The organism is Lentzea sp. NPDC004782 (assembly GCF_040609115.1).
GTDB lineage: Bacteria > Actinomycetota > Actinomycetes > Mycobacteriales > Pseudonocardiaceae > Lentzea.
The window spans coordinates 20,213-33,661 of record NZ_JBEXJN010000060.1; the positions used below are offsets into that span (position 1 = coordinate 20,213).

A 13,449-nucleotide genomic window follows, 5' to 3' on the forward strand; every position below is an offset into this window, starting at 1 on the left:
TCAGTGGGCGATCATCACGTGCTTCACGCGCGTGTAGTCCTCCAGGCCGTGCATCGAGAGGTCCTTGCCGTACCCCGACGCGCCGAACCCGCCGTGCGGCATCTCTGACGCGACCAGGCCGTGCGTGTTCACCCACACGATGCCGAAGTCGAGCCGTGCCGTCAGCGCCGCGGCTCGGCCGGTGTCCCTGGTCCAGATCGACGACGCGAGTCCTTGCGGCACGCCGTTCGCGAGCTCGACCGCCTCGTCGTCCGAGACGAACGACTGCACGGTGATCACCGGCGCGAACGCCTCCTCCTGCACCAGTTCGTCGTCCTGGGCGAGCCCGGAGACCACCGCGGGTTCCAGGAAGAACCCGGCCGTCCCGTACCGCTTCCCTCCACAGTGGACCGTCCCGGCGGAACGGGAGAGCAGGCCGAGCACCCGGTCCAGCTGCGCCTGGCTGTTCAACGGGCCGAAGTCGGTGCCGGGCACCTGCGCCGACGCCGCCTTCACCAGTGCCGCGACGAACTCGTCGTGCACGGCGGAGTGCACCAGGACGCGGGTGGCGGCCGTGCAGTCCTGGCCCGCGTTGTAGTACGCCGCGCCCACGACCGCCTCGGCGGCGGAAGTGACGTCCACGTCGTCGAACACCAGGACCGGTGCGTTGCCACCGAGTTCGAGGTGCGTGCGCTTCACGGTCGCGGCGGCGCTGCGGGCCACCTCGACGCCGGCACGGGTGGAGCCGGTCAGGGACACCATGGCCGGCACGGGGTGCTCGACCAGCAACCGGCCGGTGTCGCGGTCACCCAGCACGACGTTGAACACGCCTGCGGGCAACACCCGCGCGGCCAGCGTCGCCAGCAGCACGCTCGACGACGGCGTGGTGTCGGCAGGCTTGAGCACCACCGTGTTGCCCACGGCCAGCGCCGGGGCGATCTTCCACACCGCCATCATCAGCGGGTAGTTCCACGGCGTGATCTGCGCGATCACCCCGACCGGCTCGCGCCGCTGGTAGGAGGTGGTGCCGGAGAGGTACTCGCCGGCGGCGGCGGTGCCCAGGGCGCGGGCGGCGCCGGCGAAGAACCGGATCTGGTCCACGCACTGCGGGATCTCCTCGCCGAGCACGACCGAGCGGATCTTGCCCGTCTCCCGGATCTCCGCGTCGGCGACCTCAGCGGCGTTGGCCTCCAACAGGTCCGCGAGCTTCAGCAACGCCAGCTGGCGTTCGCCGGGGGTCGTGCGGGACCACGCGGGGAAGGCGTCGGCGGCGGCCTGCACGGCGGCGTCGACCTCGGCGGCACGGGAGACGACGGCACGGCCGAACTCCTCGCCGGTCGCGGGATCCACGAGCGGTGACGTGTCCGAAGTGGACGAAGCGGCGCTGCCGTTGACGAAGTTCGCGACGATCACGGGTGCTCCAGGTGCGTGGGGGCGAACATGCGCAACACCGCGGGCAGGACCACCACGTGCGGTCCGTCCGCGGCGAACGCCTTGGCGAGATCTTCGCGCAGCGACCCGGGCGTGCTGCGGGTGGCGGGCACCCCGAACGCCTCGGCGAGCGCCACGAAGTCCGGGCGGGCCAGCTCGGTGGCGGTGGCCTGGCCGAACGCGTCGGTCATGTACTCGCGCAGGATGCCGTAGCCGCCGTCGTCGACGATCAGCCACACCACCCGCGACCCGTGCTGCGCGGCCACGGCCAGCTCCGAGATCCCGTACATCGCGCCGCCGTCACCGGACACCGCGAGCACCGGCCCGTCCACCGCCGCCGCCACGCCCAGCGCGGCGGGGAACCCGTACCCGAGCCCGCCGGCGCCCTGGGCGGAGAACTGCGCGCCACCGCGCGGATCCCACGCCGACCACGCCCAGTAGGCGAGGATCGTCATGTCCCAGCACGTCGGCGTGCCGTCGGGAACCGCCGACCGCACCGCGGCCAGGACCTGCCGCTCCAGGTCCAGCTCCTGCTCCGCGAGCCGGGCCAGCACCCGGTCCAGCAGCCCGCGCACCCGTTCTTCGGCGACGCCGTCCGCGGGCCGGGCGGTCACACCCGACACCAAGGCGCGCAACGCATGCCGCGCATCGGCGTGGATGCCCAAAGCGGGGTAGTTCGACTCCAGCTTGCCCAGGTCGGCCTCGATCTGGATGACCGCACCGCCCGGCCGGAACGTCCGGTAGTTGCTCGACAGCTCACCCAGCCCCGACCCGGCCACCAGCAGCACGTCGGCATCGGCCAGGAACTCCGTGGTGTGCCGGTCCTCCAGCCACGACTGCGCGGAAAGCGGGTGCTCCCAAGGGAAGTTGCCCTTGCCGCCGAACGTCGTCACCACCGGCGCCCGCAGCTTCTCGGCCAGCTCCAGCAGTTCGTCCGAAGCACGCAGAGCACCACCGCCGGCGAGGATCACCGGCCGCTCGGCCCCGTCCAGCAACCGGACGGCCTCCGCGACCAGCTCCGCCCGCGGGTGCAGCTCCCGCGTGGACCACGAAACCGACGTCACCGGCGGCACCGAGGCGGGCCCGAGCAGCACGTCCTGCGGTATCTCCACCCACACCGGCCCGTACGGCGCGGTCAGCGCGATCTCCCACGCCTCGGCCAGCGCCGACGGGATCTGCGACGCGTGCCGCACCACCCGAGCGTGCTTCACCACGTCCCGGAACGACGCCAGCTGGTCGGTCAGCTCGTGCAGGTACCCGCCGCGCACCCCGCCCAGGCCCGCGGACGGGATCTGCGACGAGATGCCCAGCACCGGCGCCGACGCGGCGGCGGATTCCTGGAGCCCCGCAAGGGTTTGCAGCGCGCCCGGCCCGGTCGACACCAGCAGGGGCGTGACCGAGCCGGTGATCCGGGCGTGGCCGTCGGCGGCGAACGCGGCGTTGACCTCGGTGCGGCTGCCGACGTACCGCAGGCCGGACCGGCGAAGGGCGTCGAAGAGCCCGAGGGCGTGCTGGCCGGGGATGCCGAACACGGTGTGCGCGCCGAGCGCTTCGAGCGTCTCGACGACGACATCGCCGCCGTTGCGAGTCACACGCCCTCCTTCAGCGCCAACAAACTCACCAGGTCGTACGCCACGTGTGAGGCCGCCACGGACGTGATGTCGGCGTGGTCGTACGCGGGCGCCACCTCGACCACGTCCGCACCCACGAGGTTCAGCCCCCGCAGCCCGCGAACGATCTCCAGCAGCTCCCGCGAGGTCATCCCACCGGCCTCCGGCGTGCCCGTACCGGGCGCGTGTGCCGGGTCCAGCACGTCGATGTCGATCGACACGTACAACGGCCGATCACCGATCCGCTGCCGCAACGCGTCCACGGTCTCGTCGACGCCCCGCCGCATCACGTCCGACGACGTCACGATCCCGAACCCGAGCCGCCGGTCGTCCTCCAGGTCCTTCTTGCCGTACAACGGACCCCGCGTGCCGACGTGCGAGATCGCCGACGTGTCCAGGATCCCGTCCTCGACCGCCCGCCGGAACGGGGTCCCGTGCGTGTAGGGCTCGCCGAAGTACGTGTCCCACGTGTCGAGGTGCGCGTCGAAGTGCAGCAGCGCCACCGGCCCGTGGATCCGCGACACCGCCCGCAGCAACGGCAGCGCGATCGTGTGGTCACCGCCGATCGTCACCAGCCGCGTGCCCTCGGCCTGCAGCTCCGACGCCGCACCCTCGATCGTCTCGATGGCCTCACCGATGTGGAACGGGTTGACCGCGATGTCGCCGCCGTCCGCGACCTGGACGCGTTCGAACGGCGAGACGTCCAGACCGGGGTGGTAGGGGCGCAGCAGGCGGGAGGCTTCCCGCACGGCCGAGGGCGCGAACCGCGCTCCCGGCCGGTACGAGACGCCGGTGTCGAACGGGACTCCCACCACCGCGACGTCCGCGTGCGCCACCTGGTCCAGGCGCGGCAGCCGGGCGAAGGTCGCCGGACCCGCGTAGCGCGGCACCTGCGAGGAGTCGACGGGGCCGATCATGCGCTCACCAGTTCCTCTTCGGTTTCCTCACCGGCCAGCCGGCGGTCCCACCGCGCGAGCACGGCCGGATCCGTGGCCGGGGTGGCCAGGCTGACCACGACGTACGTCACGAAGGACGAGCCGAGGCTGTAGTAGATGGCTTCGTTGGCGTACACGTCCACGAACACCATGAACCCGATCGCCGTCAGCGAGCCGACCGCCATCGACACCATCGCGCCGAGCCGGGTGCCGCGCTTCCACACCAGGCCGCCGATGATCGCGACCAGCAGCCCGCCCACGAGGATGTTGTAGGCGACGGTCAACGCGGCCACGACGTCGTTCAGGGCAACCGCGATGCCGATCGCGACGATGCCGATCACCAGCGTGAACATCCGGTTGTCGTGGACGTCGGAGCCGGTCCGGCGGCGCCAGATGTCGTTGGACGCCACCGTGGCGCACGCGATGAGGGCGCCGGACGAGGTGGACATCATCGCGGCCAGCGCGGCGGCGAGCACGAGCCCGCGCACGCCGGTGGGCAGCAGGTTCTCCACGATCGTCGCGAACGCCTCGTCCTTGTTCGCGATGTTCGGGTACAGCGCCTTGCCCGCGAGACCGATCAGCGCGCCGGCGACCGCGTAGACCAGGCAGTAGAGGCCGGAGGTGATGCCGCCCCACGTCGCGACCTCCGGCGACTTGGCGGTGAACACGCGCTGCCAGATGTCCTGGCCGATCAGCAGGCCGAACACGTAGATCAGCAGGTAGGTGACGATCGTCGTGGTGCCGATGTTGCCGACCTCGAACAGCGCCGGGTTGTTCAGGCGTTCCCGGATGCCGTCGAAGCCGCCCGCGGTGGCGAGGCTGATCGGCAGCAGCAGGAACAGGATGCCGACCGTCTTCACGACGAACTGCACGATGTCGGTGAGCGTGATCGACCACATGCCGCCGAGAACGCTGTACAGCACCACGATGCTGCCACCGATGATCACGCCGACGGACTTCGGCAGTCCGAAGAGGACGTTGAAGATCGTGGAGTACGCGATCGTGGACGTGACGGTCAGCATCAGCGTGTAGGCCGCCATCACCAGGCCGGAGACGGTGCTGGAGTTGCCGCCGTAGCGCAGGTCGAGCATCTGGGAGACGGTGTAGACCTTGAGCCGCACGATCCGGCGCGCGAACAGGGCCGACAGCAGCAGGATGCCGAGGCCGATGGCGAACACCATCCAGGCGCCGGAGATGCCGAACTTGTAGCCGAGCCCGACACCGCCGATGGTCGACGCGCCGCCGAGCACGACGGCCGACATGGTGCCGGAGTACATGCCGAACCCGAGCCTGCGTCCGGCGACCAGGTACTCGCTCTTGCTGGTGGCGCGGCGCATGCCCCACCAGCCCATGCCGATCATGCCGAGCACGTAGGCGGCGATCACCGCGTAGTCGAGAGCCACTGCTGGACCTCCTTGGGTTGCAGGTCACAGTAGGAACGCGCACTGGCGCCGGTAAGTGGTCGTTCTGCACAATCGTCCGACCATGGTTGTGCAAACCGTCCCACTCTCGGCGCTCGTGGCGCGAGTCGACCTCGGGCTGACCGTCCTGTGTGGAGCCGACGCGCTGGACCGGCCGATCCGCTGGGCGCACGTGTCCGAGCTGGAGGACCCGACGCCGTACCTGGTCGGCGAGGAGCTGCTGCTCACCGCCGGCGTGCGGTTCCCGTCCGACGTGCCCGCGTACGTCGCCGGGCTCGTGTCGTCCGGCGTCTCGGCGATCGGGTTCGGTGTCGAGCCGGAGTACCCCACGGTGCCGTCCTCGCTGGTGGCGGCGTGTGCGACGCAGGGCATGCCGCTGCTGGAGGTGCCGCCGTCGACGCCGTTCCTCGCGGTGTCGCAGGCCTTGGGCGCGCTGCTCGCGGAGATCGCCGTGCGGGAGCAGCGGATGCTCGCGGACAGCCAGCGCGCCCTGACCCGTGCGGCGACCCGCGTGCGGCCTGTGGAATCCGTGCTGACCACTCTCGCCGTTGTCCTGAACTGCCGCGCCGATCTTGTCGACCCCGCGACGGCACCTTCCGAGCTCGCCTCTCTCGTAGCGCGGGTCGCGTCCGGTACCGGGCCTCGTTCGGCTTCGGCCCAGCTGGGTGATGAGCACGTGACGCTCGATCCGGTCGAGTCGGCGGTTCTCGTGGTGCGCCGGGTGACGCCGCTGTCCCCGGCCGAACGGGCGGTGGTCGCGGTCGCGCTGGCGTTGCTCGGGTTGCTCCGGCGTGACGTGGAGAGCGAACGCGGCCGGATCGCGCGGCTGGCGGCGTCGGCGGTGCTGCGCGCGCGGGCGTCCGGGCTGGCGGGCGTGCTGGGGCCGGGGCCGTACCGCGTGGTGGCGGGACGGTCGCGGGCGGACCACGACGTGCTGGCGCAGACGTACGGGCCGCTGGTGTCGAAGGTGGAGGACGGGTTCCTGGCGCTGGTGCCGGCGGGGTTCGAGGTGTCGGGTCCGGTCGGGGTGTCGTCACCCGTCGCCGAGAGCGAGGTCCCCGGTGGTGAGATCCCCGGTGGTGAGATCCTCGGCGCCGCGGGCGAGGCCTCGGCCTTGCTCGCCCGCGCACTCGCCACCGGTGAACCCGCCTTCCCGGCGTCCGACCTCTCCTGCCTCGTCGACCCCGTCGCGGCCCGTGCGTTCGCCCGGCGGGAGCTCGCCGCCCTGCTCGGCCGCCCCGAGCTGATCGACACCCTGCGGGCCTGGCTCGGTCAGCACGGCAGCTGGGACCGGGCCGCGGCGGTGCTCGGCGTGCACCGCAACAGCGTTCGGCACCGGATCTCACACGTCGAACGGCTGCTCGGCCGTGATCTTGGAACGGCTGACGCGCGGGCTTCGCTCTGGCTCGCGCTGACCTGGCTCGGTTAATTCCTTTGCGAGGCGGTGAACCTGTCGGTCATCATTGTTCCATGATTACCGCAGAGGATTGGGCCGGAGCGCCCTCGAAGCGTTGACCTGCTAGTTCACTATTTCTAATCTCTGCGAGCATTTGTGTATCAATGCTCGTTCTCGGCGTGTTCGTCTAGTGGTCAGGACGCTGGACTCTCAATCCGGAAACACGGGTTCGATCCCCGTACGCGCTACGTGGCCCGGTCTCTGTGGGGTGGACCGGGCCCGCCCGCATCGGGGCCGGTGTCAGACGGACCCAAAGAATCTTCGAAAACTTCGCCCGAATGGTCTAGGCGCCAGTTACGCTCTGCGAATGGCCGCGGTCCCCGCCTTCGCACGCTACGAGGTCGACGTACGTCGGCCGAACGCCGCGCGGATCCATGACTTCTATCTGGGCGGCGCGCACAACTACGCCGCCGACCGGGCCTTCGCCAAACAGGCGGTCCGGATCGACCCGGAGCTGCCGCTCGTGACCCGAGCGCACCGGGCGTTCCTCAAGCACGCCGTCCGCCACTGCTGGGCGGCCGGGGTCCGGCAGTTCCTCGACCTCGGCGCGGGCATCCCGACGTGCGGTGCCACGCACCAGACGTTGCCCGACGCACGTGTCGTGTACGTGGACTCGGACCCGGTGACCGTGGCGTTCGCGCGCGGGCTGCTGCGGGGCGAGCCGCGGACGTGCGCGGTCGAGGCCGACCTGCGCCGTCCCGAGCAGGTGCTGAGGCATCCGGGCGTGGTGTCGCATCTCGACCTGCGTGAGCCGTACGCGGTGCTGATGGTCGACGTCCTGAGGTACGTGGACGACGCCACCGGGCCGGGACGGGTGGTGCGCCGGTACCGGCACGCGTTGCCGGCGGGAGGTTTCCTGGTGGTGTCGCATCCGGCCCCGGTCGAGCAGCTGATGGAGGGGCTGTCGATCGAGGCGCCGTGCGTGGTGCCGGGCGCGCACGCCGGCATCGGACGCAAGCCCGGCCGTATCCAGCAAGCCCGTGGCGCCTCCTAAGGGAACGTGCGGGAAGCGCTTGAGCGGGCGAAAGCGTTGCGGTGGGCGGGAAGACCGGCGGACGCGGCGTGGGAGCTGCGCAAGGCGCTCGCCGGCACCGGTGACCGCTGCGAGCTGCTGTACCTGCTGTGGGACTGCCAGTTCGTCATGGGTGACCGGGCCGCAGCGCACGAGACGTTGCTGGAGGCCAAGGGTTTGGCCACGGGTGCGATGGTGCAGCGCATCGCGGTCGCCGAGGCCAGCTGGCTCATGTCGCAGGGCGAGTACCGGGAAGCGTTGACGCTCGCCGGTTCGGTGGTCACCGATGATGCCGAGATCCGCGCGTACGCGTTGAGCGTGCGCGGTGTGTGCGAGGCGTTTCTCGGTGATGTCGAACGCGGCACCGCCACTTTGGAGGACGCGCGCACGGCCGCGCATCGCAGCGGTTCGGTCCGTGAGCTGACCAGGGCCGTGGGCAACCTGACCTTCGTGCTCGGCAGTTCCGGGCAGCACGAACGCAGCGCGCGCATCGGCAAGGAAGCGTTGGCACGCCTGAGGATTCAGGGCCTCTCCCCGACGTTCAGCGCGGTGATCCGCTACAACCTCTCGACCAGCCTGCTCGCGCTCGGCCGGTGGGAGGAGCTGGACGCGCTGGAGGTCCCGGACTCGATCCCCGGCAACAAGGCCGCGCGGATCATGCTGTGCAAGGCGGAAGCGATGGCGTTGCGCGGCCAGGACGCGGACGACCTGATCGAGCACGCCGAGAAGGTCGTCGACGGACCGGACGCGTTGTTCCTGGCCCAGTCCGCGTACACCAGAGCCGTTGCGGCCAGGGCGAAAGGCCGGTTCCGGATCGCCGTCGACCTGTGCCGCGAGACGGTCGCCGACCTCCCGGAAGCGCTGACCGGCGGTGAGGTGCTGCGGCTGTGCGCGGCGGGACTCGGTGCCGCACGTGACCTGCAGGCCGCGGCCGGCCGGATCACCCGGCTCGACGATCCGGCCGCGACGGAACACGAACTGCTGGCCAGACTTCCGGTGCCGCACGGGCCGGAGGACGAGGCGTGGCGGCGGCACGCGTTCGCGGAGGCCGGGCAGGACTCGTGGGCGGACGTCGCGGTGGCGTGGGACCGGCTGCGGATGCCGTACCAGGCGGCCTACGCGCGAACCCGTTGCGGTGAACCGGAAGCGCTGCGGCACGCCCACCGCACCGCGCAACGGCTCGAGGCGCTGCCGTTGGCCAAGATGATCGACCGGCAGGCACGCAGACAGCGCATCCCGTTGCTGCACAAGGACAAGCCCGAACTGGGAACGTTGACGCCGCGTGAACGTGACGTGCTGGAACTGCTGGCGTGGGGCCGCACCAACAAGCAGATCGCCGAGGAACTGGTGCTGAGCGTGCGGACCGTGGGGTTGCACGTGTCGCACGTCCTCGCGAAGCTCGGCGCCGGCAACCGGTCGGAGGCGGCCCGGATCGCGCGTGACCAGTCCTGAGCGACCACGTGGATGAAGGGCTCCTTCCTCCACGCCAGGTGGAGGAAGGAGCCCTTCATCGAGCACCAGGCGCTGAGGTGACCGAACCTAGGTATTGCGACGGATGCGCGGCCGGTGGCACGTGAGTTCTCCTTGACGGGCCACCAGAATTCCGGGCGCCGAGCGGTGGGCGCGGCGCCCGGAGCCCACCACCTGCGAGGGGGAGTCAGATGAACCCGACAGATCCACCCACCGATCTCGAACAGTGGGCCGTGCTGCACGTCGACGAGTTCGAGTTCCGCCTGGCCAAGCCGTGGAACCTGGACGCGCTCGCCGCGTCCCTGCGCAACGCCGCCGCACTCGGCACGCAGGTCGAGGTCCGCGCGTACGTCGAGCAGAACGCCGAGACGACCGTTCTCGTGAACCCCGCGCGGGCGCGCGTGCTGTACATCAGCAAGCGCAACGTCGTCCAAGCGCGAAACGGCATGCCGGACGTGTCCGTGAACGGTTTGACGGAGGTGCGCGCGGGGTAGTCAGCCGGGCGACACGTACGGAGCCTGGAGGGCGTCATGACCCACCGCGTCACTGTCAAGGTCGCCGGTCTGCAACCGGTGCAGGTGCTGGCCGCGCTGGCCGGTATCGCGTTCATCGTGTTCGGCGTCGTGGGCTTCACCCGCACCGGGGTGGGCGACTGGTCCACTCATTCGTTCGTGCTCGGGTTCTCGGTGAACCCGCTGCACAACCTGGTGCACGTCGCCGTCGGCGTGCTCGGTCTGCTCATGGCTCTGGGGTCGGGCCTCGCCCGGCTGTACGGGTGGCTGCTGTTCCTCGGCTACGGCGCGATCTTCGTGTGGGGCCTGATGATCACCGGCATCCTCGCCCAGAACCCGGCGGCGCAGTACGGCAACCCGTTGGCGCTCAACACCAACGACAACTGGCTGCACCTCGGCCTCGCGCTCTTCGGCCTGCTGCTCGCGGTGCTGCCCGCGCGCCGCAAGGTGATCGAGGAGGAAGAGGAGCCGGTGCTGCCCGAGCAGCGTTCCGCCGCCTTCCGCGACACGCGCGACCACACGCCGCACATCGAGGAGATGGACCCGACCGTCAGCCCGAGGGAACGCGAGCCCATCACCAAGGAGCAGGCCGCGATCGATCCGAAGACCGACCGCGTGAGCACGAACAAGATCAAGCACTGAGCACCCTGTCCGGACAGACGCGCTGTTGGAGCCCACATGCGGCTCTAACAGCGCGTCTGTTTCGATGGCGCGATGCCGGAGCTGACTCATGAGGTCGTGATCACCTGGGGCACCGCCCTGGCCGCCTTCCTGGCCGTAGCGCTGCACGGGATCTGGCGCGTCACCCGCAACGTCATCACCATCGCCCACGAAGGCGGCCACGCCCTGGTCGCGGTCCTCACCGGCCGCCGCCTCAGCGGCATCAAGCTGCACTCCGACACCAGCGGCCTCACCGTCTCGCGCGGCAAGCCCCGCGGCCCCGGCATGGTCCTCACCGCACTGGCCGGCTACATCGCCCCGTCGCTGCTCGGCTTCGGCGCCGCCGTGCTCATCACCAACGAGCAGATCCAGCTGATGCTCTGGATCAGCATCGGTTTCCTCGCCGCCATGCTGATCATGATCCGGAACGTGTTCGGCGTCCTGTCCGTCATCGTCACCGGCGGTCTGTTCTTCTTCGTCTCCTTCTACGCAACGCCCGAGGTCAGGGACACCGCCGCGTACGTCTTCGCCTGGTTCCTGCTGCTCGGCGGCGTGCGCCCGGTGTGGGAGCTGCAGGTCAAGCGGTGGCGACGGCAGGCCCCGCGCAGCGACGCCGACCAGCTCGCCTGGCTCACCGGCGTGCCCGCGCTCGGCTGGGTGACCCTCTTCGGGGTGGTGAGCCTCGCCGCGCTCGTGGGCGGTGGCGCATTACTGCTTGGCCGGTGGTGAGATACTGGATTCCTTCAGCCGGATTTCAGGAAGGTGGGCTCAGTGCTGCGTGGAGATGTCGGGCTCGAACTGGGCCAGCGGGTCGCGCGGGCGTTGCGCGCCGCTCTGGACGTGGACATCACCGCCGAGGAAGCGCTGATCCGACCGTCCAACCGAGACGGTGCCGACTACCAGTGCAACGTGGCCATGAGCCTCGCCAAGAAGGTCGGCAAGAACCCTCGCGAGGTCGCGACGCTGATCGTCGAGCACCTCGACGCGGCGGACGCGGTCGAGACGCCCGAGATCGCGGGCCCCGGCTTCATCAACCTGCGGCTGCGCCGCGAGTGGCTGGAGCAGGAGACCGCGAACCTCCGCGGCGACGACCGGCTGGGCGTGCCGACGACGGACGAGCCGCGGCGGATCGCGATCGACTACAGCAGCCCGAACGTCGCCAAGGAGATGCACGTCGGCCACCTGCGGTCGACGATCATCGGTGACGCGCTGTGCCGGCTGCTCACGTTCGCGGGTCACGAGGTCATCCCGCACAACCACCTCGGTGACTGGGGCACGCCGTTCGGCATGCTCATCGAGCACCTCACCGACGAGGGGTACGGGGCCGACCACGAGATCAGCGACCTCAACGCCTTCTACCAGCAGGCGCGGCAGAAGTTCGACAACGAGCCGGGCTTCGCCGACCGGGCGCGGCGGCGGGTCGTGCTGCTGCAGGGCGGCGACGAGGCCACGCTGAAGCTGTGGCACGAGCTGGTGGGGGAGTCGCAGCGGCACTTCAACCAGATCTACGAGCTGCTCGACATCGGCCTGTCCGCGCAGGACAACTACGGCGAGAGCTTCTACAACCCCTACCTCGCCGACACGATCACCGAGCTGCAGCAGAAGGGGCTGGTCGAGACCAGCGACGGCGCGCTCTGCGTGTTCCCGCCCGGTTTCACCAACCGCGAGGGCGACCGGCTGCCGTTGATCGTGCGCAAGAGCGACGGCGGCTACGGCTACGCCACCACGGACTTCGCCACGGTCCGCTACTGGGTGCGCGAGCGCAAGGTCGACGAGCTGATCTACGTCGTCGGCAACCCGCAGGCGCAGCACTTCCAGATGATCTTCGCGACGTCGAAGCAGGCCGGCTGGCTCGACGACGCCCACACGGCCGTGCACACCGGGTTCGGCACGATCCTCGGCTCGGACGGCAAGACCATCCGCACCCGCGCGGGCGGCAGCATCAAGCTCATCGAGCTCCTCACCGAGGCGGTCGAGAACTCCTACAAGGTGATGCCCGAGACGTCCGAAGTGGAGGGTGCGGAGAAGGACGCGCTCGCCCGCACCATCGGTCTCGGCGCGGTCAAGTACGCGGACCTCTCCAACGACCGCGAGAAGGACTACGTCTTCACCTGGGAGAAGATGCTCGCCACCACCGGCGACACGTCCGTGTACATCCAGTACGCGAACGCCCGGATCCTCTCCATCGGCCGCAAGGTGGGCCGGACGCCCCCCGCGGACGCGCCTCTGGTCCTGCAGGAGCCCGCCGAGCGCGACCTGGCGCTGAAGCTGCTGCAGCTGCCCACGGCCATCCAGGCGGCCGTCGACGAGCTCGCCCCGCACAAGCTCACGAACTACCTGTTCGAGACGGCGACGGCGTTCTCGACGTTCTACAACCACTGCCCGGTGGCGACCGCGGAGAGCCAGGAGCTGCAGGACTCGCGCCTGCACCTGCTCACGCTGACGTCGCGCGTGCTCACCCTGGGTCTGTCTCTCCTGGGCATCGGGGCACCCGAACGCCTGTAGAAGGTTTACCCCTGGTCAGACCACGGGTACGCAGTGATCGCAACTCTTCCGCCCAGCCATAGGGAGTCGCGATGACCTGCACGACCCGTCTGCCCAAGCCGGTCACCGACGTGTGGGACTGGCAGATGGAAGGTCTGTGCCGAGGACAGAACAGCGCTGTCTTCTTCCACCCGGACAACGAACGCGGCTACGCCCGGGCCGCGCGGGAGGAGAAGGCGAAGGCGATCTGCGCGCACTGCCCCGTGCTGGCGCAGTGCCGCGAGCACGCCCTGGAGGCTCAGGAACCGTACGGCGTGTGGGGTGGCATGGGCGAGGACGAACGGCGCCAGATCATCGCCGCGACCCGGCGCCGCGTCCGCGTCGCTTCGTAACTTGCCCCAAGCCCAGCCTCCCGGCTATCTCGATGAACGGCGCATTCGTCCACCTCAGGTGGACGAATGCGCCGTTCATCGACGGCG

At 70.1% G+C, this 13,449-nt stretch carries 12 protein-coding genes and 1 tRNA gene; 9 read left to right on the forward strand and 4 right to left on the reverse strand.

The genetic code is table 11. From position 1 onward, the window contains the following. The 4 genes from ABZV40_RS37750 to ABZV40_RS37765 are packed head-to-tail and all read right to left on the reverse strand — an operon-like array spanning window position 1 to window position 5,358. Window positions 1–1,392, reverse strand: a complete 1,392-nt coding sequence (locus ABZV40_RS37750; RefSeq protein WP_355453178.1) for an aminobutyraldehyde dehydrogenase — start codon at window positions 1,390–1,392, stop codon at window positions 1–3. Continuing rightward, entirely contained in the window at window positions 1,389–3,002 is a 1,614-nt protein-coding gene (locus ABZV40_RS37755) for a thiamine pyrophosphate-binding protein (protein WP_355453181.1), read from the reverse strand. The genes ABZV40_RS37750 and ABZV40_RS37755 overlap by 4 nt, the downstream gene beginning before the upstream one ends. After that, complete coding sequence (speB, locus tag ABZV40_RS37760; RefSeq protein WP_355453184.1) at window positions 2,999–3,937, reverse strand: agmatinase; 939 nt, start codon at window positions 3,935–3,937, stop codon at window positions 2,999–3,001. The genes ABZV40_RS37755 and speB overlap by 4 nt, the downstream gene beginning before the upstream one ends. Next, window positions 3,934–5,358: a sodium:solute symporter gene (locus ABZV40_RS37765; protein ID WP_355453187.1), complete on the reverse strand. Its 1,425-nt coding sequence runs from the start codon at window positions 5,356–5,358 to the stop codon at window positions 3,934–3,936. The genes speB and ABZV40_RS37765 overlap by 4 nt, the downstream gene beginning before the upstream one ends. A gap of 115 nt (window positions 5,359–5,473) precedes the next feature. Here ABZV40_RS37765 and ABZV40_RS37770 point away from each other — a divergent pair, with 115 nt between their 5' ends. The 9 genes from ABZV40_RS37770 (at window position 5,474) to ABZV40_RS37810 (ending at window position 13,362) form a co-directional block, all read left to right on the forward strand. Then, window positions 5,474–6,805, forward strand: coding sequence for a PucR family transcriptional regulator (locus tag ABZV40_RS37770; RefSeq protein ID WP_355453190.1), 1,332 nt, complete (start codon window positions 5,474–5,476; stop codon window positions 6,803–6,805). 143 nt (window positions 6,806–6,948) lie between these two features. Next, window positions 6,949–7,020 (forward strand) — tRNA-Glu (locus ABZV40_RS37775). A 119-nt stretch (window positions 7,021–7,139) separates the two neighbouring features. Continuing rightward, window positions 7,140–7,826: an SAM-dependent methyltransferase gene (locus tag ABZV40_RS37780; RefSeq protein WP_355453193.1), complete on the forward strand. Its 687-nt coding sequence runs from the start codon at window positions 7,140–7,142 to the stop codon at window positions 7,824–7,826. Between the two features lie 6 nt (window positions 7,827–7,832). Continuing rightward, complete coding sequence (locus ABZV40_RS37785) at window positions 7,833–9,296, forward strand: LuxR C-terminal-related transcriptional regulator (RefSeq protein ID WP_355453196.1); 1,464 nt, start codon at window positions 7,833–7,835, stop codon at window positions 9,294–9,296. Window positions 9,297–9,505: 209 nt separating this feature from the next. After that, window positions 9,506–9,808, forward strand: coding sequence for a hypothetical protein (locus ABZV40_RS37790; RefSeq protein ID WP_355453199.1), 303 nt, complete (start codon window positions 9,506–9,508; stop codon window positions 9,806–9,808). A gap of 36 nt (window positions 9,809–9,844) precedes the next feature. Next, window positions 9,845–10,468 (forward strand): DUF4383 domain-containing protein, encoded by a 624-nt coding sequence (locus ABZV40_RS37795; RefSeq protein WP_355453202.1) that lies wholly within the window; start codon window positions 9,845–9,847, stop codon window positions 10,466–10,468. 72 nt (window positions 10,469–10,540) lie between these two features. After that, window positions 10,541–11,215, forward strand: coding sequence for a M50 family metallopeptidase (locus ABZV40_RS37800; protein ID WP_355453205.1), 675 nt, complete (start codon window positions 10,541–10,543; stop codon window positions 11,213–11,215). Window positions 11,216–11,257: 42 nt separating this feature from the next. Beyond that, window positions 11,258–12,991 (forward strand): arginine--tRNA ligase, encoded by a 1,734-nt coding sequence (gene argS / locus ABZV40_RS37805; RefSeq protein WP_355453208.1) that lies wholly within the window; start codon window positions 11,258–11,260, stop codon window positions 12,989–12,991. Between the two features lie 71 nt (window positions 12,992–13,062). Further along, window positions 13,063–13,362, forward strand: coding sequence for a WhiB family transcriptional regulator (locus tag ABZV40_RS37810; RefSeq protein WP_112274647.1), 300 nt, complete (start codon window positions 13,063–13,065; stop codon window positions 13,360–13,362). Window positions 13,363–13,449 lie beyond the last annotated feature (87 nt).

What these genes read in the sequence shown, in the direction of transcription:
- ABZV40_RS37790 (WP_355453199.1), top strand. Translation starts at nt 9,506, where the DNA reads ATGAACCCGACAGATCCACCCACCGATCTCGAACAGTGGGCCGTGCTG.
- speB (WP_355453184.1), bottom strand. Translation starts at nt 3,937, where the DNA reads ATGATCGGCCCCGTCGACTCCTCGCAGGTGCCGCGCTACGCGGGTCCG.
- ABZV40_RS37795 (WP_355453202.1), top strand. Translation starts at nt 9,845, where the DNA reads ATGACCCACCGCGTCACTGTCAAGGTCGCCGGTCTGCAACCGGTGCAG.
- ABZV40_RS37810 (WP_112274647.1), top strand. Translation starts at nt 13,063, where the DNA reads ATGACCTGCACGACCCGTCTGCCCAAGCCGGTCACCGACGTGTGGGAC.
- ABZV40_RS37800 (WP_355453205.1), top strand. Translation starts at nt 10,541, where the DNA reads ATGCCGGAGCTGACTCATGAGGTCGTGATCACCTGGGGCACCGCCCTG.
- ABZV40_RS37780 (WP_355453193.1), top strand. Translation starts at nt 7,140, where the DNA reads ATGGCCGCGGTCCCCGCCTTCGCACGCTACGAGGTCGACGTACGTCGG.